The organism is Rhodoferax sp. OV413 (genome assembly GCF_900104385.1).
Lineage (GTDB): Bacteria > Pseudomonadota > Gammaproteobacteria > Burkholderiales > Burkholderiaceae_C > Rhodoferax_B.
Genome location: NZ_FNJA01000003.1, coordinates 148,133 through 166,762, shown reverse-complemented (window position 1 = coordinate 166,762; position 18,630 = coordinate 148,133). Strand labels below are relative to the sequence as shown.

Below are 18,630 nucleotides of genomic sequence, written 5' to 3'. Positions count from 1 at the left end.
TAAACTTGAAATATGAAATCAAATCCTCTGGATGAAACCTCCGCCGTACGTTCCCTGGCGGCCCTGGCCCAGGCCCAGCGGCTGCGGGCGTTCCGCGCGCTGGTGGTGGCTGGCGCCGAGGGCCTGACCCCCGGTGCCATGGCCGAGCAGCTGGGTGTGGCGCCCAGTGCGCTGTCCTTCCACCTGAAGGAGCTGGCCCACGCCGGCATGGTCAGCAGCGAGCCGCGCGGCCGCAACCTGATCTACCGGGCCAACTTCGACCAGATGAACGCCTTGCTCGGCTACCTGACCGAGCACTGCTGCCAGGGCGAAGCTTGTGCGGTGGAGGTGGTCTGTGCCGACTGCTAAACCCCGGCTTTCCCAGCAGCTGCTGGCCGAGTGTGCGGGCACGGCCGCATTGCTCTGCGCGGTGATCGGCTCGGGCGTGATGGCCGAGCGCCTGGCGGGCGGCAACACCGCGGTGGCGCTGCTGGCCAACACGCTGGCCACGGTGTGGGCGCTGTATGTGCTGATCGAAACCCTGGGGCCGGTCAGCGGCGCGCACTTCAACCCGCTGGTGACCCTGGTTTTGTGGTCAAAACAGCCGCTAGCGCAGAGAAAACCTGCGCGAGCAGCTACGCTTTTTATAGTATTCCAGCTGTTGGGCGCAGTGCTCGGGGCCTGGCTCGCGCATGCGATGTTCGACCTGCCCATCCTGCAAACCAGCGCCAAGCTGCGCACCGGCAGCGGCCAGTGGCTGGCCGAGGCGGTGGCCACGGCCGGGTTGGTGCTGGTGATCCTGCGTGCCCCGGCGGGCAAGGCCAGCGCGCTGGTGGCCAGCTACATTGGCGCGGCCTACTGGTTTACCGCCAGCACCAGCTTTGCCAACCCCGCCGCCGTGCTGGGCCGCATGCTGAGCGACAGTTTTGCCGGCATCGCCCCGGCCAGCGCGCCCGGCTTTGTGCTCGCGCAGTGCGCGGGCGCGCTGGCTGGCCTGGGCCTGGCCCGTCTTTTTGAAACCCCTGTGGAAAGCACTTTATGACCGACACCACCATCTTCCATAACCCGGCCTGCGGCACCTCGCGCAATGTGCTGGCCTTGATACGCAACTCGGGCGTTGAGCCCACCGTGGTCGAGTACCTGAAAACCCCGCCGGGCCGCGACCAGTTGCTGGCCTTGCTGGCCCAGCTCGGCCTGCCAGTGCGCGCCGTGCTGCGCAAAAAGGGCACGCCCTATGAGGAGCTGGGGCTGGACAACCCGGCCCTCAGCGACGATGCCTTGATCGCCGCCATCGTGGCCCACCCCATCCTGCTGGAGCGGCCCATCGTCATCACCCCACTGGGCGCCAAACTGTGCCGCCCGTCCGAGGCGGTGCTGGACATCTTGCCCAACCCGCAGCAGGGCGCTTTTGCCAAGGAAGACGGTGAGAAGGTCGTCAACGCCCAGGGGCAACGCCTTGCTCCCTAATATCGACCCGGCACTGTTTGTGGTGCCCACGCAGGCCGCGCTGCAGCCGGTCACGCCCAGCCGCCACCCGCCGCGCATCCTGCTGCTGTACGGCTCGCTGCGTGAACGCTCGTTCAGCCGCCTGCTGAGCGAAGAAGCCGCTCGCTTGCTTAACGCCATGGGTGCCGAGACGCGTACCTTCGACCCGCATGGCCTGCCGCTGGCCGACGACGCGCCCGAATCGCACGCCAAGGTGCAGGAGTTGCGCGCATTGGCGCTGTGGAGCGAGGGCATGGTCTGGTGCAGCCCCGAGCGGCACGGCGCGATGACCGGCATCATGAAGACCCAGATCGACTGGATTCCGCTGGCCCAGGGCGCAGTGCGGCCCACCCAGGGCAAGACCCTGGCCGTGATGCAGGTCAGCGGCGGCTCGCAGTCGTTCAATGCGGTGAATCAGCTGCGCGTGCTGGGCCGCTGGATGCGCATGCTGACCATCCCCAACCAGTCGTCGGTGGCCAAGGCGTTTCTGGAATTCGACGAGGCCGGGCGCATGAAGCCCTCGGCTTACTACGACCGGGTGGTGGACGTAATGGAGGAACTGGTTAAGTTCACCCTGCTGACGCGCGACGCCGCCGGCTATCTGGTCGACCGCTACAGCGAGCGCAAGGAAAGCGCCGAAGCGCTGTCCAAGCGCGTCAACCAGAAAAGTATCTAAATTGGCTTCTGGCGCAGATACGGTCTGCGCAAGCAGCTATTTATTCGATAGCAGGTGGTGTGGCTTCTTCCACCGGATCGGCGGTAAAGCTGTCGCGGAAGGTGAAGTAGATGGATGTCAAAAACATGCTGGTGGTCAGCAGGGTCAGCACCAGAATGCCCATGCCCATCAGCGCGGGCAGGCTCAGCAGCATGGCCAGGATCTGTACCACCAGGCCGCCGACCATCACCAGCGCAAACCAGGTAAAGCCGAACACCATATACGCGCCCTTGTTGCGCCAGCAGGCCACCAGGCTGAAGAACACGCTTTTGCCCGGCGTAATGCCATGCCAGTGCACCAGCGCTGGCGCATGCCAGAAGGCCAGCGACAGCGGCAGGTGCAAGGCCATGAAGACCAGCATGCCTTGCTGCAGCTCCAAGGGGTTGTCGGACGAACCCGCGCTACCGCCTAGGCCCAGGAAGCGGCGCACAAACTCGCCGCCATCCACCAGCGAAGTAATGCCCAGCAGCAGCACAAAGCCGGCGGCGTACATGGCCCCCAGCACCAGCATGCCGCGCAGGCGCTGCGGATCGGCGCGGAAGGCTTTGTACAGCACGGTGGGCTGCGGAAAGCGGCCCTGGCTGGCCTCGTGCGTGGCCATCATCAGGCCCAGGGCCATGGTCGGCAGCAGGGCCAGCGCGACGAAATTGCCCAGCAGCGGCACCAGGTTGATGACCGACAGCGCCGCCATGAACAGGAAGAACAGGCCAGTCATGGCCAGGGGCTGCTTGAAATAAGCCTGGATGCCCAGCTTGACCCACAGAAAGCCTGTGCGGGCCGGGACGATTTGGAGTTTCATGGAGTAGGCAGCGGGTGTCAGAGCGTGATGGGGTGGGCCACGCGCTCACGCAGCACGCGCTCGAAATGGCTCGGGTCGTGGGCCTTGAGCATGGCCGCTTCACGCGGCAGGTGGAAGTCCCACAGGCGCGAGATCCAGAAGCGCAGTGCTCCGGCGCGCAGCATGGCCGGCAGCAGCTGGCGCTCGGCGGCGGTCAGCGGGCGCACCGCGCTGTAGGCGGCCAGAAAGGCGTCGCAGCGGGCGGCATCGTTGGCGCCCGTGGCCAGGTCGATGCACCAGTCGTTCAGGCAGACGGCCAGGTCGAACAGCCAGGCATCGGTGCCGGCGAAGTAGAAGTCGAAGAAGCCGCTGAGCTGGGGCTGGCCGTCCACGGTTTCGAACATCACGTTGTCGCGGAACAGGTCGGCGTGGATCGCGCCCTGGGGCAGGGCCGCGTAGGCGCTGGATTCGGCGATGTGGTTCTGGTAGGCCAGTTCGCTCTGCAGCAGCTGGGCCTGGGCCGGCTCCAGGTGCGGCAGCACCACCGGTGTGGTTTCGTTCCACCAGGCCAGGCCGCGCAGATTGGGTTGCTGCATGTCGAAGTCGCGGCCCGCCAGGTGCATGCGGGCCAGCATGTCGCCCACGGCCGCGCAGTGCGCAACGCCGGGTGCCAGCTCGCTCTTGCCGCGCAGCTTGCTGACCACCGAGGCGGGTTTCTTCTTCACGGTGTGCAGGATGTTGCCGGCCTTGTTGCCCATGGGGTTGGGCACGGGAATGCCGCGCTGGGCCAGGTGCTTCATCAGCTGCAGGTAGAACGGCAACTGCTCGAAGCTCAGGCGCTCGAACAGGGTGAGCACGTATTCGCCGCTTTCGGTGGTGGCGAAGTAGTTGGTGTTCTCGATGCCGCCTTCGATGCCGCGCAAAGCGGTGGTATCGCCCAGGTCCAACTGGCGCAGCAGCGCTTTCGCCTCTGTCAAAGAGACCTTGGTGTAGACCGCCATCGTCAGAAGCTCAGCAGTTTCCAGACCCGTTGGCCGACGCTGCCGGAGCCGCCGTCGCGCTCGTCCATCGCCCGGCGCGAGCCGTTGGCGGGCACGACCTCGTAGGCGGGCATGCCATTGCTGGGCTGGACGGTGATGTTCTGGGTTTCGCCACCGACGCGCAGCTCGTTGATGCGGGCACCGGAGTCTTGCACTTCGATGTGCTGTATGCGCTGGTCAATCGGCGCTGCCGGGGCCACGGGGGTTTGGGCCCAGGCCGACGACAGGCTGAGGAGCGTAAGAGAGAGGACGGGGGTGAGGATGTGGTGCGCGCGCATGCCCGGATTGTAGGTGTACAGGGCAGTATAAGAACGTGTTCAAGGTCTTTGCGGTGCCGCGCAGGTATCTTTTCGGGATGCGCTGCTAGGCGCAAAACCCAAGCCAAGGCTTGTGCCTTGGCTGGTTTTGTAACGACGCAGAGCGCCCGAAAAGGTACCTGCCCTTCGGGTTGGGGTGAAATCGGGCGATTTGTCTGCCGTAGCCCTTGCATGGGCAGTGAGCCCATGCTGCGGTCTTCGACAACCAACTCATCCCGATTGCACCCCAACGCGGCCTCGAAAAGACCTTGAACACGTTCTTAGCCTCCCGACCCTTCAAAGCGTAGGCTACTGCGCGGCCTTGAAACTCAGGGCTGGCCTACGTACACCACAATCTTGCCCACCACGCGGCCGGTTTCGCTGAGCGCATGGGCCTGGGCCAGGTCTTGCAACGCGAATTCGGCGCCGATCAGCGGGCGCAGCTTGCCGGCATCGACCTGCCAGGCCAGCTGCTCCAGCACCGGGGCGTTGGGCTCGATGAACACGAAGGCGCTGCGCAGGCCGCGCAGAGTAGCCTGTTCTTCGGGCGGCGGGCTGACGATGGACACCAGGATGCCGCCGGGCTTGAGCACATCCCACGACGCCTCTTGCACCGCGCCGCCCAGGGTGTCGAACACCACGTCCATGTCGCTCACCATCGTGGCGAAGTTCTGCGTCTGGTAGTCGACGACCTCGTCGGCGCCTAGCGACTGCACCAGGGCCTTGTTTTTGCCCGAGGTGGTGGCCACCACATAGGCGCCATGGGACTTGGCCAACTGCACCGCCAGCGAGCCCACGCCACCCGAGGCCGCATGCACCAGCACCCTTTGCCCCGCAGCCAACTGGGCTGCGTGGAACAGCGACTGCCAGGCGGTGATGCCGGCCAGCGGCAGCGCAGCCGCCTCCACGTGCGAAATGGTCTTGGGCTTGTGCGCAACTTCGCTGGCGTGGATCGCCACGTACTCGGCATAGGTGCCGTTGCGCTTGATGTCGGGCCGCGAGTACACCGCGTCGCCCACCGCAAAGGCCGTGACTTCGGCGCCCACGGCGGCCACCACGCCCGACACGTCCCAGCCCAGGGTCAGGGGCAGCGGGTAGGGGATCATGGACTGCAGATGGCCTTCGCGGATCTTCCAGTCGACCGGGTTCACCGACGCGGCCACCACCCGCACCAGCACTTCGTCGGCGGCGATGGTCGGCAGGGGCGCGTCTTCGTAGGCGAGCACGCTGCGGTCGCCATAGCGATGGATGCGGACGGCTTTCATGGGCTTTCCTTTGCTTGTCTCTCGTATTTATTGGGTGGGCTGGTCAAAGCCGAAGCGGATCAGCTCGCCGTTTTCGGGCGGCTGGGTGAAGGTCCAGTCGTTCAGTGCGTCGTGCATCACGCTATCGGGCGCCGGGGCGTTGGCCACAGCCACGCCTTTCAGCGCATGGCCCATGTAGTCGATCCAGATCGGCAGGGATACGCTGCTGCCCGACTCGCGGCCCAGGCTGCGCGGCTTGTCGTAGCCGGTCCAGACCACGGCCGCCAAGTTGGGTTGGAAGCCGGCGAACCAGGCATCGAACGCGTCGTTGGTGGTACCGGTCTTGCCGTACAGGTCGGGCCGCTTCAGCGTGGCCTGGGCCTTGGCCGCGGTGCCGCTGCGGGTCACTTCCTGCAGCAGGCTGTTGGTGATGAACACATTGCGTTCGGGCACCACCCGTTCGGTATCGGCCAGGGCGGCGGGCGGCGGTGCTTCGAACAGCACCTTGCCTTGCGCGTCGGTGATGCGCTCTATCACCACCGGCGGCAGCAGGTAGCCGCCATTGGCGAACACCGCGTAGGCCGAGGCCAGCTGCAGCGGTGTGGTGCTGCCCGCGCCCAGCGCCAGGGTCAGGTTGTCGGGCTGCTTGTCGATGTCGAAGCCAAAGCGGCCGGCCCAGGTGCGGGCGTTCTGCGCGCCCAGCATCTGCACCAGGCGCACGCTGACCAGGTTGCGCGACTTGGCCAGCGCCTGGCGCAGGCTGATGGCGCCGAGGAACTGGCCGTCGTCGTTCTGCGGCGTCCAGTCGGGCGCACCGGCGGCGCCGGCGATGGTCAGCGGGCCGTCGTTGACCTCGGTGGACGGCATCACGCCCTGGTCCAACGCGGCCGAGTAGATGAAGGGCTTGAAGCTGGAGCCCGGCTGGCGCCAGCCCTGGGTTACGTGGTTGAACTGCTGCTCAGAGAAGTCAAAGCCGCCGACCAGCGCGCGCACCCGGCCGGTGGCGGGGGTCAGCGCGACCAGCGCGCTCTGCACCTCGGGCCATTGGGAGACCGACCAGCTGGGGCCGGTCTTGCTGTCCTGGCGCTGCACCCGGATGATGGCGCCGCGGTGGATGGCCAGCTGCGGGCTGGCCTTGGCACTCAGCGCGTTCTGCACCCAGCGCAGGCCGTCGCCCTTGATCTGCAGGGTCTCGCCGGTGGCCAGGCGGGCCACGATGGCCTGCGGGCTGGCCAGCAGCACGATGGCCACGCGCAGGTCTTCGTCGTCGTTGTAGTCCTTCAGTGCCAGCGCGGCGGCGGCGTCTTCTTCGGCCGGGTCGCTGGGCAGGTCTTCGGTGTCCTCGGGGCCGCGGTAGGCCTGCTTGCGGTCGTAGGCCAGCACGCCGCGGCGCAGCGCTGCGTAGGCCGCCTGCTGGTCGGCAGCGATCAGCGAGGTGGTCACCTTGATGCCCTGGGAATAGGCCTGCTGGCCGTAGCGCTCGAACACCGCCTGGCGTGCCATCTCGGCCACGTACTCGGCATGCACCGGCACCTGCAGCGGCGAGCGTATCGCCAGCTTCTGTGCGGTGGCGGCGTCAAACTCTGCCTGGGTAATCATGTCCAGGCTGCGCATCCGGCCCAGTACCAGCTGCTGGCGGCGGCTGGCGCGCTCCAGGTTGGTGATGGGGTTGGCGAAGGCCGGGTTCTGCGGCAGGCCGGCCAGCATGGCGCTTTCGGCCAGCGTCAGCGCGGCCAGTGGCTTGCCAAAGTAGACCTGGGCGGCAGCGCCAAAACCGTAGGCCCGGTGGCCCAGGTAGATCTGGTTCATGTACAGCTCAAGGATCTCGTCCTTGCTTAAAGACCGCTCGATCTTCAGTGCCAGCATGGCTTCCTTCAGCTTGCGCTCGGCTGTCTTGCGGTTCGACAAAAAGAAGGTGCGCGCCACCTGCTGGGTGATGGTGGATGCGCCCTGGCGCCGGCCGCCGGTGAGGTTGGCCACCATGGCCCGCAGCACGCCTATCGGGTCGATGCCGCTGTGGTCGCGGAAGCGCGCGTCTTCGATGGCCAGCACCGCGTCCTGCATCTGCTGCGGGATCTGCGCAATCGGCAGGAACTCGCGCCGCTCGGAGCCAAACTGGGCGATCTCCACGCCGTCGCTGGTGAACACCTGCAGCGCCTGCTGCGGCTGGTAGCGGGTGACCTTGTCCAGCTCGGGCAGGCCGGGGTAGAGCCAGGCCACGGCGATGCCCAGGGCCAGGGCTCCCGCCAGCGCCATCGCGGCCAGAGTCCACAGCGCCGTGCGCCAGAGGGGGCGGGGTGGGGGGCTGGGGGTGTGGGGGGGAGGGGGTGCTTGTGTCATGTGTATGGTGGCGCGCAGTGCCGGTGTCGGAGACAGGCGGCGGGCACGCGGGTCTGGCGGTGTAGCAGCCCTGCCGCAAGGGCGGGGCTGGGGCATCCGGGAGGGCCGCTGGGCCCCCGGGCTGGGTCGGGCAAATTATGGACCACCCCGGGAGGCGGCGGTTTTGGAGCTTAGCGGGGGCTTGTGAAGGGGTTGTAAAGCGCGGTGGTCGGGAGGAGTAACTTTGTGTTTTTGCCATGGAAGGAGCTAGCTGCAGCGGAATTGACTCGGGCTATAGTTAAATTCTTCGCGTCGAGCGTGCATTGAAGTAAGTCACTCATCCAATTTAGAGTAGGCAACAAGTGAAGTTCTTGGCCCTCGTAGTCGCTTCGTTGCTATGCCTTGCCATTGGCGTCAGGGTCTATGACGCCTTTGCAGCGCCACACCGCCTCACGTGTGTCGCCAATGAGTTCAATTTCGGTTGTTTTACCCCTTTGAGCTGGGCTATTTCTCTGGTGGTAGCGGTGGCGGTGGCAGCGGCAATTTACGCGTGGGAGCGTTTTAGTGGCTAGGAAGATTGGAAGCCGCCCTTGGCTAGGCTTTACAGCTTTACGAGTTGAAAGCTTCCTAGTTCAGCAGTTCACAAGCAAATGAGTTCAGCCTAGACCCATGCAAATCCGCCCCTTCCACAGCAGCGACTTCCCCTCCATTCTGGAGATCTACGCTCTCTCCAAGCTGGACGAACTCCAGTTCGAAGGCCGGGCGTTCACGTTGGTGCCGCTGGACCAAGACCCGCCACGGTTGGCGCGCTTCCAGGAGTCGGATGCCTATGTGTGCGAGATGGATGGCGTCGTCGGCTTTGCGGCCAGTTTGGGTAGCAGCATCCGCTTTCTGTTTGTGCATCCCCAGGCCCGGGGCCGGGGCGTGGGGAAATGCCTGCTGGAGTTCATGCTGCGCCGGATGCCAGGCACGGTGAGCTTGAACGTGGCCAAGTCGAATAGCCTGGCCAAGCGGCTGTATGCGCAGTATGGATTTCAGGTGGTGGCTGAGTTCCAGGCCACGTATTCCGGCGTTGATGTGCTGGCAAATACCATGCAACGGGACGGCAGCATTCAAGCCTTTTAGCCCTGCAGCGCAACCAGCTATGGATTAAATAGCAAACCTTACAACACAGGCCGCAGCGCCTCGGCGACTTCGCGCAGCACCGGCAGCAGCTTGGTGACCAGTTGGTCGTCGGGGTACATCTGGCGCTGGGCGGTGACGCTCAGCGCGTACTGGCAGCGGCCTTTGCGGTCTTTCAAGGCGACGGCCAGGCCGCAGAGGCCGAAGTTCAGGTACTGGTCGGCGTGCCAGTAGCCGAGGGTGCGGGCGGCGACCACGCTGTCGCGGAATTCGACCGGGTCGACCGGGGTGGAGCCGGTGAAGCTGGCGAAATCATGGCTGGCGATCCAGGCGTCCAGGGCCGCGTCGTCGTAGGTCGACAGGATGCTGAAGCCCTGGGCCACCACATGCGCGGGCACGCGGGCGCCGGGGTGGAAGCCGATGGACACCATGCGCGGCGCATTGCTGCGCGCCAGGTAGACCACCTCGTGCCCGTCCAGCGAGCCGACGTTGAGGGTTTCGCCGCACTGCATGGACGCGCGCTGGATGAAGGGCTGGACCAGCCGCGGGATGCGCGCGCCGTCCAGAAACGCCTGGCCCAGACGCAGCACGCGCGGCAGCAGCCAGTAGTATTTGCCGTCGGTGGCGGCGTAGCCGTAGTGCACCAGGCTCAGCAGGTAGCGGCGGGCGGCGGTGCGCGTCAGCCCGGTGTGGGCGCCGGCTTCGGTAGCCGTCATGCGCGGCCGGTCGTCGGAGAACGCCTCGATCACCCGCAAGCCTTTGCCCAGGCCTTCTATCAGCAGTTTGCGGTCGATGGTGGGGGCGTCGGTGTCGGTCATGGGTGAGGGCAAGAAGGGTGGCCAAGCCTAGGGCTTACCCGCATTTTGTGTGCATAGTGTACGTAGGCGATCAATCATCGATCGCGGGGGCGGGTAAAGTCAGCGGGAATACCCGCGTCCACCACTACATTCGCGCTGCGGCTGCAATAGGCCGTGTTGACGGAACACTTGCGAGCGGAATACGGTGTGACGGCAGCCTTAGATCCGCCTTTGTCCTGCATGGTCCGCTTGCAGACAAGCGCTTACCCACACAGGAGACATACATGGCCGACACCCCCAATGGTGCGTCCCACCGTAACGAGCAGTCGAAGAAAGCCACCGCCAGTGGCTGGATCGGCTCGGCGCTGGAGTACTACGACTTCTTCATCTACGCCACTGCGGCGGCGTTGATCTTTCCGCAAATCTTCTTCCCCAAGGGCGACCCCAAGACCGCCATCATCGCCTCGCTGGCCACCTACGGCGTGGGCTATGTGGCGCGGCCCATCGGGGCCTTCTTTCTGGGCCACTGGGGCGACACCCAGGGCCGCAAGAAGGTGCTGATCATCTGCATGTTCCTGATGGGCTTTTCGACCGTGGCCGTGGGCCTGCTGCCCACCTACGACCAGATCGGCCTGTGGGCGCCGGCGCTGCTGGTGCTGATGCGCCTGATCCAGGGCTTTGCGGTGGCCGGCGAGATCTCGGGCGCCAGCTCGATGATCCTGGAGCACGCACCGTTCGGGCGGCGCGGCTTTTATGCGAGCTTTACCCTGCAAGGCGTGCAGGCCGGGCAGATTCTGGCGGCGGCGGTGTTCCTGCCGCTGGCCCACTACATGCCCACCGAGCAGTTCAATAGCTGGGGCTGGCGCATTCCGTTCCTGCTGAGCTTCTTGGTCATCGTGGCCGGCTACATCATCCGCCGCGAAGTCGACGAAACCCCGGCCTTCACCGAAGAAGGCGCGCACGGCACCGTGCCCAAGGCACCGTTTGTGCAGGCCATCACCGAGAGCTGGCGCGACATGCTGCGCGTGATGTGCTGCTCGCTGATGAACGTGATCCCGGTGGTCACCACCATCTTCGGCGCGGCCTACGCGGTGCAGCCCGGCTACGGCATCGGCTTCGAGAAAGACATCTATCTGTGGATTCCGGTGCTGGGCAATATCGTCGCCGTGCTGGTGATTCCGTTCGTCGGCAACCTGTCGGACAAGATCGGCCGCAAGCCGCCCATCATCGTCGGCGCCATCGCCTCGGGCCTGCTGGCCTACGTCTACCTGTACGCCATCAGCATCCACAGCGTGCCCTTGGCGATTTGCATGTCGATCCTGATGTGGGGCATCGTCTACCAGGGCTATAACGCCGTGTTCCCCAGCTTCTACCCCGAGATGTTCCCCACCCGCACCCGGGTTTCAGGCATGGCGATTTCGCAGAACCTGGGCACCCTGGTCACCGCCATGCTGCCGGCGCTGTTCACCTATGTGGCGCCTCCGGGAGCCATGGACATTCCGTTCACCGTGGGTGCCATCACCCTGGCGGTCACGGTGATCGCCGCCATCGCCGCCTTCACCGCGCGCGAAACCTACCGTGTCCATATGGTCGACCTGGGCAACCCGGATGCCGTGCCCGTGCCCAAGAAAGCCTACGACACGGCCCGCGCCCATTTGATGGACCCGGCGGGCGTGGCCAAGGCCTAAAACTAGCCCGTAACCCGGCCGTACGGGCGGCCCGCGCCGCCAGCGGGGCCGGTGCTATATTTTTGCCAGCCTTCGCCGCAGGCTTTGCGGCCCACTTGCTGGCAAAACACCATGGCACTGACCGCCACATCCGCATGCTCACGCGCTACACCGCCTGGGCCAACACCCGCTTGTTTGATGCGCTGCTGGCGCTGCCCGAGGGCCAGGCCAGCGCGGCCCGGGCCACGGGTTTCCGCAGCATGGTCAACACGCTGAACCACGCCTATGTGGTGGACCAGATCTGGCAGGCCCATCTGCAGGGCCAGCCGCACGGCTTTACCGCGCGCATCACCGAAACCGAGCCCGCGCTGCCGGCATTGCGCGACACCCAAGCCGCCATCGACCGCTGGTACATAGGCTATGCCGATGGCCTGTCTGACAACGCGCACGACGAAGTGCTGCAGTTCCGCTTCGTCGATGGCGGCGATGGGGCCATGGCCCGCGGCGACATGCTGCTGCACGTGGTGAACCACAAGACCTACCACCGCGGCTATGTGGCCGATATGCTGTACCAGGCCGGCGCGCGTCCACCGGTGATGGACCTGCCGGTGTTCCTGCGCGATGCGCCGCCTAATTTTTAAGCCTTATTGGCCGTAGGCGCATACAAAACCTGCGCTATCAGCTATTTTTTATATAGCAAAATGGGTGGTTTGAACCCTCTTCACCACCACCCATGCTGAACCGCCCCTTGCCCCTGCTGCTGACCACCGGCAGCCTGCTGGGCCTGAACTTCCCCCTGGGCAAGCTGGCCGGGGCGGCGGGCATCTCGCCACTGGTCTGGTCCCTGCTGATGTCGGCCGGCGCCGGCCTGGTGCTGGCCTTGGCGCTGTGGGCCTTGCGCGACCGCTTGCCGTGGGACCGGCGGCATCTGCGCTACTACCTGGTGACGGGCGCAGTGTCCAACGCGCTGCCCAACTTGCTGGTGTTCAGCGCCATGCCGCACCTGGGGGCGGGCTTTACCTCGATCTTCCTGGCGTTCTCACCGATCCTGACGCTGCTGCTGCACAGCATGCTGCAAAGGCGGCGGCCGGGTGCGCTGGGCGCGGCGGGCATTGCGCTGGGCTTTGTCGGCGCGCTGGTCATCGTGCTGTCCAAGGGCGGTGTGGACAGCCCCGGCGGCGCGCCCGCGCTGTGGCTGGCGCTGGCGTTTCTGATCCCGCTGCTGCTGGCCTGCGGCAACGTCTACCGCACCCTGGCTTGGCCGGCTGGCACCAGCGGCCTGGCCCTGGCTGCGGGCACCAACCTGGGCGCCGCGGCTGTGCTGGCGGTGCTGTCCCTGCTGTGGACCGGCAGCTTGCCGGTCGCTACTGCGCTGGCCGTGCCCGGCCTGCTGCTTGCCCAGATCGCCGTCACCGCCGCCATGTTCGCGGTGTTCTTCCGCCTGCAGCGCGTGGGCGGGCCGGTGTACCTGAGCCAGATCGGCTACGTGGCGGCGGCGGTGGGGCTGGGCACGGGGACTTTTGTGCTGGGTGAGCACTATGGCGTGTTGACTTGGCTCGGCGCTGTGGTGGTGGCGGTGGGAGTGTTGATGACGACACGGGAGCAGCAGGCCGCGGGCAAGTAGATACCATGCTTAGAACTTACAGGGAGCTTCACCATGCATCCAACGGGCACTGTCGATCTGGAGTTCCATCCCGATAGCGATGATCTGGGCCAGCACAAAAAGCTGCGAGACGGGCTGTCCGTGGCTCTGCAGATCGGCCGCACGCTGTGGGTTGCTAATGACGAATCGACCAGCCTGGAGCGGCTGTCCTTGGTGGCTGCCAAAGGCCGCAGCGGCAATTACCGGTATGGCCGCGAGCACAGGCAGTTTGCTCTGGGCGACTACCTTCGGCTGCCGGCGGGTCTGGCCGACGACCCTGCAGACGTGGAAGAGGTAGACGTGGAGGGGCTGGCCTGCGACAATGGCTATCTCTGGCTAGTCGGCTCGCACAGCCTGAAGCGCAAGAACCCGGGCGTGGACGACGACGCCAAAGTGGCCGCCAAGCAGTTGGCCCAGGTGCGGGCAGATGGCAACCGCTACCTGCTGGCCCGCATCCCCGTGGTCGACGAGGACGGCCTGTGCAGCCTGGCGAAAGAAGCCAAGGACAAGCGCAAAAAGCGCCACGCCGCGCAACTGGGCGGCAACGCCAAGGGCAATGACCTGATGCAGGCCTTGAAAGAGGACAAACATCTGGGGCCGTTCCTCTCCATTCCGGGCAAAGACAACGGCTTCGACATCGAGGGCCTGGCCGTGGTGGGCAAGCGCATCTTCCTCGGGCTGCGCGGGCCGGTCTTGCGCGGTTGGGCTGTGGTGCTGGAGGTGGAACTGAAAGAGGATAAGAAGCAGGCAGCTACGCTGCGCTTGCAGCCCATTGGACCGAAGCAGCGCCCGTACCGAAAGCATTTCTTGCAGCTGGGCGGCCTGGGTATCCGCGATATGTGCGTGCAGGGCCAGGATCTGCTGATTCTGGGCGGCCCCAGCATGGCGTTGGACGGCCCGACGACCGTGTTCCGGTGGCCGGGTGGTACAGCGCCCAAGGGCGAGTGTGTGGTGCCGGCGGATGGCTTGGAGCGGGTGTTGGACATCCCCCATGGCCAGGGCGTAGACCATGCCGAAGGCATGACTTTGTTCTCCGCCGAAGGGGAGGCCGCCCTTTCGCTTCTGGTGGTTTACGACTCGGCTTCTGATGGGCGAAAGTTGGGAGAGAGTGCGGTAGCCGCCGATGTTTTTCGGCTGCCTTGAGGTGCTGTTAAATCTCAAGCCTTTTAAGCCTCCAGCGCAATAGACACCCGCGCTACCAGCTATTTATACGATAGCAAGCACTGCTCGGCCGCGCAGGCCTGGTTCCGTTGGCTATGCCTGGCTGTCGCGCTTCAGCAATTCGGCCTCGAAACCTGCGAGCTCTTCATCCAAAGTCCCGCGGCTGCGGAAATGGCGGTTGGCTTTGCCGTACCAGTACTCGGCATCTTCCAGATCGCCTTCCTGGATGTGCAAGATGCCGTGCAGCCAGGCGGCCAGCGGCGAGTCGTCGGTCTGCACAAGATTGTGTGCCTCGATCCAGCGGCCCGAGCGCATATGCTCCAGGACTTGTTGAAGAACATCCATCGAAAGCTCCTTGACTGGATTAACGCATCACGTTCGCAACCAGCAGTGTGTCGGTAAATTGCTCGAATTTAACGACTTTGCCAGACGCGATGCGCCACACGTGCGCGACCCTGGCCTGCATGGGCTTGCCTGTGGCACGGTAGCTGCCGGAGTAAGTACCAATGCCGACGACCACATCGCCACCATCCACCAGCTGCTCCAGGTCAAAGCGGTAGTTGTCCCAGGTGCTTCCCAGAACCTTGAAAACATTGTCGATCACCGCTTGCGGGCCTATCCATGTGCCGGCGCAGGGGAAGCCCGCCATTTCAGTCCACTCGACGGTGTCGGAGACGTTGGCAAACATGCCGGCGAAATCCTGGCGGGCAGACGCCGCGTAATGTTCTTTGACGATGTCGTAGGGGGTGCTCATATCAATTCTCGGTAGTGGGTGAACAGGTCTGTGTCTTCATCAAGGCAGCAGGCTTTTTGCGCCTGCGTTGGCGACTGCACCGTCATCGGCGGGCATGCCGCCACTGGCACCAATCGCGCCCACCACCTGGTTGTTGAGCACCAGGGGCACGCCACCTTCTACCGGGAATGCGCCCGGCACTGCGATCAAATTCACCAACTGCTGTTTGACGATCAGGTCTTCGATCAGCTTGGTGGGGGCCTTGATGCCATTGGCCGCCTTGGCTTTGCCGATCGCGGGTTCAATGGTGCCCAGGCCAGCCTGGTTGGACCTTTCCAGGTAGACCAGGTTGCCGCCAGAGTCGACCACGGCGATGGTCATCTCTAGCTTGTTTTTGCGCATCTCGTGGGATGCGGCTTGCGCGGCCTTTTTGGCCACATCGAGACTGATGGGGGCGCCGTAAGGCAGGGCTTGGCTGAATGCGTTGACGGACACGAACGCCGCAGCCGCAAGGCTCAGTGGGATCAAAGTGGGTTTCATGGCGGGCCTATTGGTTTGATGAAGAACGCTTGAACGCCGCCCTGCCAGCAGGCTGGCAGGGCGGTCCATGCCTGGACTGGGTCAGGCGCTTTGCATTACCACTTCATCTCGCCCTTGTTGACCTTGGCACCAATGTCCAGGGACATGGCGCCATCGGTCACTTGCGGGTAGGCCTGCTTCATGGCGTTGACCAGCTCTGCGCTGTTTTTGCTGGCAGCCAGGTTTTTCTCGAAGGTCTGCAGATAGTTCTTGGTGAAGCTGATGGCGCTGGCATCGACCTGCGTGCCGGACTTCATGTGGCCGGGTACGACCAACACGGGCTTCAGGGCCGCCATCTCGTCGAGCTGGGCCACCCAGGCGGCACGCTCCTGCGCCGTTTGCGAGTCTGCGGTCCATACGTGCATGTTGCCGAATACTCCGATGTTGCCCACCACGGCCTGGATGGATGGAATCCAGGCATAGGGGCGGTGCGCCAGCAGGCCGGTTGTGCCACGGATTTCAATCGTCTGGCCTTCCAGCGTGAGGGTGCTGCCTTGCAAGGCGCGCGGCACTACCGGCGTACGGGGCGCGTTGGCACCCATCTTGGGGCCCCAGAATGCCAGCTTGCCGGACATTTTGGACACGATCTTTTCCAGCACGGCGGGCGTGGTCACCACGTCGGCCTGGGGGAAGATTTCTTTCAGCGTTTCCACGCCAAAGTAGTAGTCGGGGTCGGCCTGGCTCACGTAGATGGTCTTCAGCTGTTTGCCGCTGTCGAGCACATTGGCGGCAATGCGCAGCGCATCGGCGCGGGTGAAGCCGGCGTCGATCACCATGGCTTCTTTCTCGCCATAGACCAGGGTCGAATTGACGTTGAAGCTGTTGCCGTCGGCGTTGTAGACCTTGACGGTCAGCGGTTGGGCGGCTTGGGCTGCGGTGAAGGCGATGGCCAGGGAGGCGGCAACTACGGTCGTGCGGATCATGGTGAACTCCTATTGGGTTGAATAACGCCCAGTGGCGTTGGAGTGCACTGTAATTTCTATAACCGCGCAGATAAACCCATTAATCCGCACATTAATGTTGCGTAAATCGAGCAGGCCATGGGGCGCTATGGCTTCCCGCCGCAGTTTTCCATCGCAAACCGCAGCAGCGCCGCGCTGCTGTCCAGTCCAAAGCGCTGGCGGATATTCGCCCGGTGCGCGTCCACGGTGCGCGAATCGATGTCCAGCGCCCGGGCGATAGCTTTGCTGGTCAGCCCCTGGGCTACCAGTGCCAGCACCTCGGTCTCGCGGGCGGTCAGCGCGGGCTGCTGCTGGCGCCGGTCGAGGGCGCGCTTTAACCCGGCGGGGTAGTGGGTGGCGCCGCCCATCACGGCTTCGATGGCTTGCACCAGCTCGCCGGCTTCGGACTCCTTCAATACATAGCCCTGCGCGCCAGCGTCAAAGGCCTGCAGCATGTGCTCGTCCTGCGTGGATGCCGTGAACACCACGTAGCGGATGGCGGGCTGGCGCTGGCTGAGCTGCTGGATCAGCTGGATGCCGCTGGTGGGCTTCATCTGCAGGTCGGTCAGCACGATGTCTGGCTGCTGCTGCTCGGCCAGCACCAGGGCTTCTTCAGCGCTGCCGGCGGTGGCCACCACCTGCATCGGCGCACCGAAGGCGCCGAGCAGGGCGTTCAGGCTTTGCCGCACGATGGGGTGGTCGTCGACGATCAGCAGGCGGATGGAAACAGGTGTCGGCATGGTCAGTCCATTTTTAGCACGGCGGCCGGCAGCTGTGCCGTCAGCACGGTTGCGCCGGGGGCGGATGCCAGGCTGAAGCTGCCGCCCAGCATCTCGATGCGTTCGCGCATATTCGTCAGGCCCAGGCCGGAGCGGGCCTGGCGCAGGGTGGCTGGCACGTCGAAGCCGGCGCCGTCGTCACGCAGCTGCAGCGCCAGGCCGGCGGCGCCGTAGCTCAGCTGCAGTTGTACATGCTGGGCGCCTGCATGCTTTTCGATATTGCCCAGGGCTTCTTGCGCCACGCGGAACATGGCGGTGGCTGCGGCTTCGGGAATCGGCGGTACCTCGGCCACCTGGACCTCGACCTGGATGCCACTGCGTTCGCCGAATTCACGGGCAGTCTGTGCCAGCGCGCTGGCCAGGCCTACATCGTCGAGCAGGGTGGGGCGCAGGTCATGGGATATACGGCGCACATCGCGCACCAGGCCTTGCAGCAGGCTGATGCCCTGGCGCAGCGTGCCGGGCGCATCGGTGTTGCCGCGCTCTAGCTGCAGCAGCGCCGACTCGGCGACGAACTTTACCGACACCAGCTGCTGGCTGATGCCGTCGTGCAGCTCGCGGGCCACGCGCGAGCGTTCATCTTCCTGCGAATGCACCACCTTCTGCGCCATGGCGCGCAGCTTGGCGTCGGCGGCGCGCTGTTCGTACCAGTTCAGCGCCAGGCCACCGGCCGCCACCAGTAGCAGCGCGGCCGAGGCGATCCACAGGATCTGTTGCCGGGTCTTGCGCACGGCGGCCGCGGTGGAGCGGGTGATCAGCGCCTGGGTTTCCTGCAGATGGTCGAGATACAGGCCAGTGCCCATTACCCAACCCCATTCGGGCACCAGCTCCACATAGCCGAGCTTGTGCTCGTCGCGCCCAGTGGACGGGCGGTTCCACATGTAGTCGACAAAGCCGCCGCCGGCCTGGGCCTGGTGCACCAGCTGCTGGATGATGGGCGCGCCCGCGCTGTCGCGCAGCGCCCACTGGCTATGGCCTTCGAGATCGGGCAGGCGCGGGTGCATCAGGCTGTTGCCTTGAAGGTCGTAGACGAAAAAGTAGTTGTCGTTGCCAAAGTCCATGCGGCGCAGCAGCTCCAGCGCCTGCTGCTGGGCCTGGGCCTGGTTGCCGGCCTGCTGCTCGTACAAATGGGCCACGGCGCGGCGCCCGCTTTGTACGAAGTGCTGCAGCTCGTCTTTGCGTGCCTGCAACAAGATGGGCTGCATGGCGGCGATCTGCGCCTGGGCCAGCTGGTCGGACTGCTGGCGCACCACCCAGACCACGGCGGCGATGGCCAGCACCAGCGGCACGGCGGCCAGCAGCAGCACCATCGCGCGTAAATGCAGTCTGAAACCGTGTGTGCCCATGGGTGGA

The 18,630-nt window shown here is 65.0% G+C and carries 21 protein-coding genes; 9 read left to right on the top strand and 12 right to left on the bottom strand.

Annotated features, from left to right (window positions below):
• Positions 1–12: 12 nt before the first annotated feature.
• From BLT66_RS12415 to arsH, 4 genes are read left to right on the top strand one after another with little or no spacing between them, the layout of a single operon-like run.
• Complete coding sequence (locus tag BLT66_RS12415) at positions 13–348, top strand: ArsR/SmtB family transcription factor (protein WP_176955041.1); 336 nt, start codon at positions 13–15, stop codon at positions 346–348.
• A complete protein-coding gene (locus tag BLT66_RS12410) occupies positions 335–1,021 on the top strand; it encodes an aquaporin (RefSeq protein WP_092758032.1) in 687 nt (228 codons plus the stop codon). The genes BLT66_RS12415 and BLT66_RS12410 overlap by 14 nt, the downstream gene beginning before the upstream one ends.
• Positions 1,018–1,446, top strand: a complete 429-nt coding sequence (gene arsC / locus BLT66_RS12405) for an arsenate reductase (glutaredoxin) (RefSeq protein ID WP_092758031.1) — start codon at positions 1,018–1,020, stop codon at positions 1,444–1,446. The genes BLT66_RS12410 and arsC overlap by 4 nt, the downstream gene beginning before the upstream one ends.
• Complete coding sequence (gene arsH / locus BLT66_RS12400; protein ID WP_092758030.1) at positions 1,436–2,140, top strand: arsenical resistance protein ArsH; 705 nt, start codon at positions 1,436–1,438, stop codon at positions 2,138–2,140. Before arsC ends, arsH begins: the two co-directional genes overlap by 11 nt.
• Before the next feature lie 40 nt (positions 2,141–2,180).
• On the opposite strand, the gene BLT66_RS12395 is transcribed toward arsH, so the two are convergent.
• From BLT66_RS12395 to BLT66_RS12375, 5 genes are all read right to left on the bottom strand, one after another.
• Positions 2,181–2,978, bottom strand: coding sequence for a BPSS1780 family membrane protein (locus BLT66_RS12395; protein WP_092758029.1), 798 nt, complete (start codon positions 2,976–2,978; stop codon positions 2,181–2,183).
• 17 nt (positions 2,979–2,995) lie between these two features.
• The gene (locus BLT66_RS12390) at positions 2,996–3,958 is read right to left on the bottom strand and encodes a homoserine kinase (RefSeq protein ID WP_092758028.1); all 963 of its coding nucleotides are present in this window, start codon (positions 3,956–3,958) and stop codon (positions 2,996–2,998) included.
• 2 nt (positions 3,959–3,960) lie between these two features.
• On the bottom strand, positions 3,961–4,275 hold the full coding sequence (locus BLT66_RS12385) for a hypothetical protein (RefSeq protein WP_092758027.1): 315 nt from the start codon (positions 4,273–4,275) through the stop codon (positions 3,961–3,963).
• A gap of 347 nt (positions 4,276–4,622) precedes the next feature.
• Positions 4,623–5,558, bottom strand: a complete 936-nt coding sequence (locus tag BLT66_RS12380) for an NADP-dependent oxidoreductase (protein ID WP_092758026.1) — start codon at positions 5,556–5,558, stop codon at positions 4,623–4,625.
• Positions 5,559–5,585: 27 nt separating this feature from the next.
• A complete protein-coding gene (locus BLT66_RS12375; protein WP_092758025.1) occupies positions 5,586–7,877 on the bottom strand; it encodes a penicillin-binding protein 1A in 2,292 nt (763 codons plus the stop codon).
• 648 nt (positions 7,878–8,525) lie between these two features.
• Here BLT66_RS12375 and BLT66_RS12370 point away from each other — a divergent pair.
• Positions 8,526–8,981, top strand: a complete 456-nt coding sequence (locus tag BLT66_RS12370; RefSeq protein ID WP_092758024.1) for a GNAT family N-acetyltransferase — start codon at positions 8,526–8,528, stop codon at positions 8,979–8,981.
• 38 nt (positions 8,982–9,019) lie between these two features.
• Here the strand turns inward: BLT66_RS12370 and BLT66_RS12365 are convergent, their stop codons facing one another.
• The gene (locus tag BLT66_RS12365) at positions 9,020–9,796 is read right to left on the bottom strand and encodes an IclR family transcriptional regulator domain-containing protein (protein ID WP_092758023.1); all 777 of its coding nucleotides are present in this window, start codon (positions 9,794–9,796) and stop codon (positions 9,020–9,022) included.
• Positions 9,797–10,059: 263 nt separating this feature from the next.
• Between BLT66_RS12365 and BLT66_RS12360 the strand changes: the two genes are divergently transcribed.
• The 4 genes from BLT66_RS12360 to BLT66_RS12345 all read left to right on the top strand — a co-directional run bounded on the left by BLT66_RS12360 (position 10,060) and on the right by BLT66_RS12345 (position 14,227).
• Positions 10,060–11,463, top strand: a complete 1,404-nt coding sequence (locus BLT66_RS12360) for an MFS transporter (protein ID WP_092758022.1) — start codon at positions 10,060–10,062, stop codon at positions 11,461–11,463.
• 134 nt (positions 11,464–11,597) lie between these two features.
• Positions 11,598–12,083, top strand: a complete 486-nt coding sequence (locus BLT66_RS12355; protein ID WP_092758021.1) for a DinB family protein — start codon at positions 11,598–11,600, stop codon at positions 12,081–12,083.
• 92 nt (positions 12,084–12,175) lie between these two features.
• Positions 12,176–13,066: a DMT family transporter gene (locus tag BLT66_RS12350; RefSeq protein ID WP_092758020.1), complete on the top strand. Its 891-nt coding sequence runs from the start codon at positions 12,176–12,178 to the stop codon at positions 13,064–13,066.
• A gap of 33 nt (positions 13,067–13,099) precedes the next feature.
• Positions 13,100–14,227, top strand: a complete 1,128-nt coding sequence (locus BLT66_RS12345; protein WP_092758019.1) for a DUF3616 domain-containing protein — start codon at positions 13,100–13,102, stop codon at positions 14,225–14,227.
• 111 nt (positions 14,228–14,338) lie between these two features.
• Here BLT66_RS12345 and BLT66_RS12340 read toward each other — a convergent pair whose 3' ends face one another.
• The 6 genes from BLT66_RS12340 to BLT66_RS12315 form a co-directional block, all read right to left on the bottom strand.
• Positions 14,339–14,590: a hypothetical protein gene (locus tag BLT66_RS12340; protein ID WP_092758018.1), complete on the bottom strand. Its 252-nt coding sequence runs from the start codon at positions 14,588–14,590 to the stop codon at positions 14,339–14,341.
• 19 nt (positions 14,591–14,609) lie between these two features.
• Positions 14,610–14,999 (bottom strand): nuclear transport factor 2 family protein, encoded by a 390-nt coding sequence (locus tag BLT66_RS12335; protein WP_092758017.1) that lies wholly within the window; start codon positions 14,997–14,999, stop codon positions 14,610–14,612.
• Positions 15,000–15,038: 39 nt separating this feature from the next.
• Complete coding sequence (locus BLT66_RS12330; protein WP_092758016.1) at positions 15,039–15,518, bottom strand: GlcG/HbpS family heme-binding protein; 480 nt, start codon at positions 15,516–15,518, stop codon at positions 15,039–15,041.
• A 95-nt stretch (positions 15,519–15,613) separates the two neighbouring features.
• Positions 15,614–16,480, bottom strand: a complete 867-nt coding sequence (locus BLT66_RS12325; protein ID WP_092758015.1) for an MBL fold metallo-hydrolase — start codon at positions 16,478–16,480, stop codon at positions 15,614–15,616.
• A gap of 125 nt (positions 16,481–16,605) precedes the next feature.
• Positions 16,606–17,238, bottom strand: coding sequence for a response regulator (locus BLT66_RS12320; RefSeq protein WP_092758014.1), 633 nt, complete (start codon positions 17,236–17,238; stop codon positions 16,606–16,608).
• Between the two features lie 2 nt (positions 17,239–17,240).
• A complete protein-coding gene (locus BLT66_RS12315) occupies positions 17,241–18,623 on the bottom strand; it encodes a cache domain-containing protein (protein WP_218922605.1) in 1,383 nt (460 codons plus the stop codon).
• Between the last annotated feature and the right edge of the window lie 7 nt (positions 18,624–18,630).

Coding starts and splice junctions, on each gene's coding strand:
- BLT66_RS12415 (WP_176955041.1), top strand. CDS start 13: ATGAAATCAAATCCTCTGGATGAAACCTCCGCCGTACGTTCCCTGGCG.
- arsC (WP_092758031.1), top strand. CDS start 1,018: ATGACCGACACCACCATCTTCCATAACCCGGCCTGCGGCACCTCGCGC.
- BLT66_RS12395 (WP_092758029.1), bottom strand. CDS start 2,978: ATGAAACTCCAAATCGTCCCGGCCCGCACAGGCTTTCTGTGGGTCAAG.
- BLT66_RS12390 (WP_092758028.1), bottom strand. CDS start 3,958: ATGGCGGTCTACACCAAGGTCTCTTTGACAGAGGCGAAAGCGCTGCTG.
- BLT66_RS12385 (WP_092758027.1), bottom strand. CDS start 4,275: ATGCGCGCGCACCACATCCTCACCCCCGTCCTCTCTCTTACGCTCCTC.
- BLT66_RS12380 (WP_092758026.1), bottom strand. CDS start 5,558: ATGAAAGCCGTCCGCATCCATCGCTATGGCGACCGCAGCGTGCTCGCC.
- BLT66_RS12375 (WP_092758025.1), bottom strand. CDS start 7,877: ATGACACAAGCACCCCCTCCCCCCCACACCCCCAGCCCCCCACCCCGC.
- BLT66_RS12370 (WP_092758024.1), top strand. CDS start 8,526: ATGCAAATCCGCCCCTTCCACAGCAGCGACTTCCCCTCCATTCTGGAG.
- BLT66_RS12365 (WP_092758023.1), bottom strand. CDS start 9,796: ATGACCGACACCGACGCCCCCACCATCGACCGCAAACTGCTGATAGAA.
- BLT66_RS12360 (WP_092758022.1), top strand. CDS start 10,060: ATGGCCGACACCCCCAATGGTGCGTCCCACCGTAACGAGCAGTCGAAG.
- BLT66_RS12355 (WP_092758021.1), top strand. CDS start 11,598: ATGCTCACGCGCTACACCGCCTGGGCCAACACCCGCTTGTTTGATGCG.
- BLT66_RS12350 (WP_092758020.1), top strand. CDS start 12,176: ATGCTGAACCGCCCCTTGCCCCTGCTGCTGACCACCGGCAGCCTGCTG.
- BLT66_RS12345 (WP_092758019.1), top strand. CDS start 13,100: ATGCATCCAACGGGCACTGTCGATCTGGAGTTCCATCCCGATAGCGAT.
- BLT66_RS12340 (WP_092758018.1), bottom strand. CDS start 14,590: ATGGATGTTCTTCAACAAGTCCTGGAGCATATGCGCTCGGGCCGCTGG.
- BLT66_RS12335 (WP_092758017.1), bottom strand. CDS start 14,999: ATGAGCACCCCCTACGACATCGTCAAAGAACATTACGCGGCGTCTGCC.
- BLT66_RS12330 (WP_092758016.1), bottom strand. CDS start 15,518: ATGAAACCCACTTTGATCCCACTGAGCCTTGCGGCTGCGGCGTTCGTG.
- BLT66_RS12325 (WP_092758015.1), bottom strand. CDS start 16,480: ATGATCCGCACGACCGTAGTTGCCGCCTCCCTGGCCATCGCCTTCACC.
- BLT66_RS12320 (WP_092758014.1), bottom strand. CDS start 17,238: ATGCCGACACCTGTTTCCATCCGCCTGCTGATCGTCGACGACCACCCC.
- BLT66_RS12315 (WP_218922605.1), bottom strand. CDS start 18,623: ATGGGCACACACGGTTTCAGACTGCATTTACGCGCGATGGTGCTGCTG.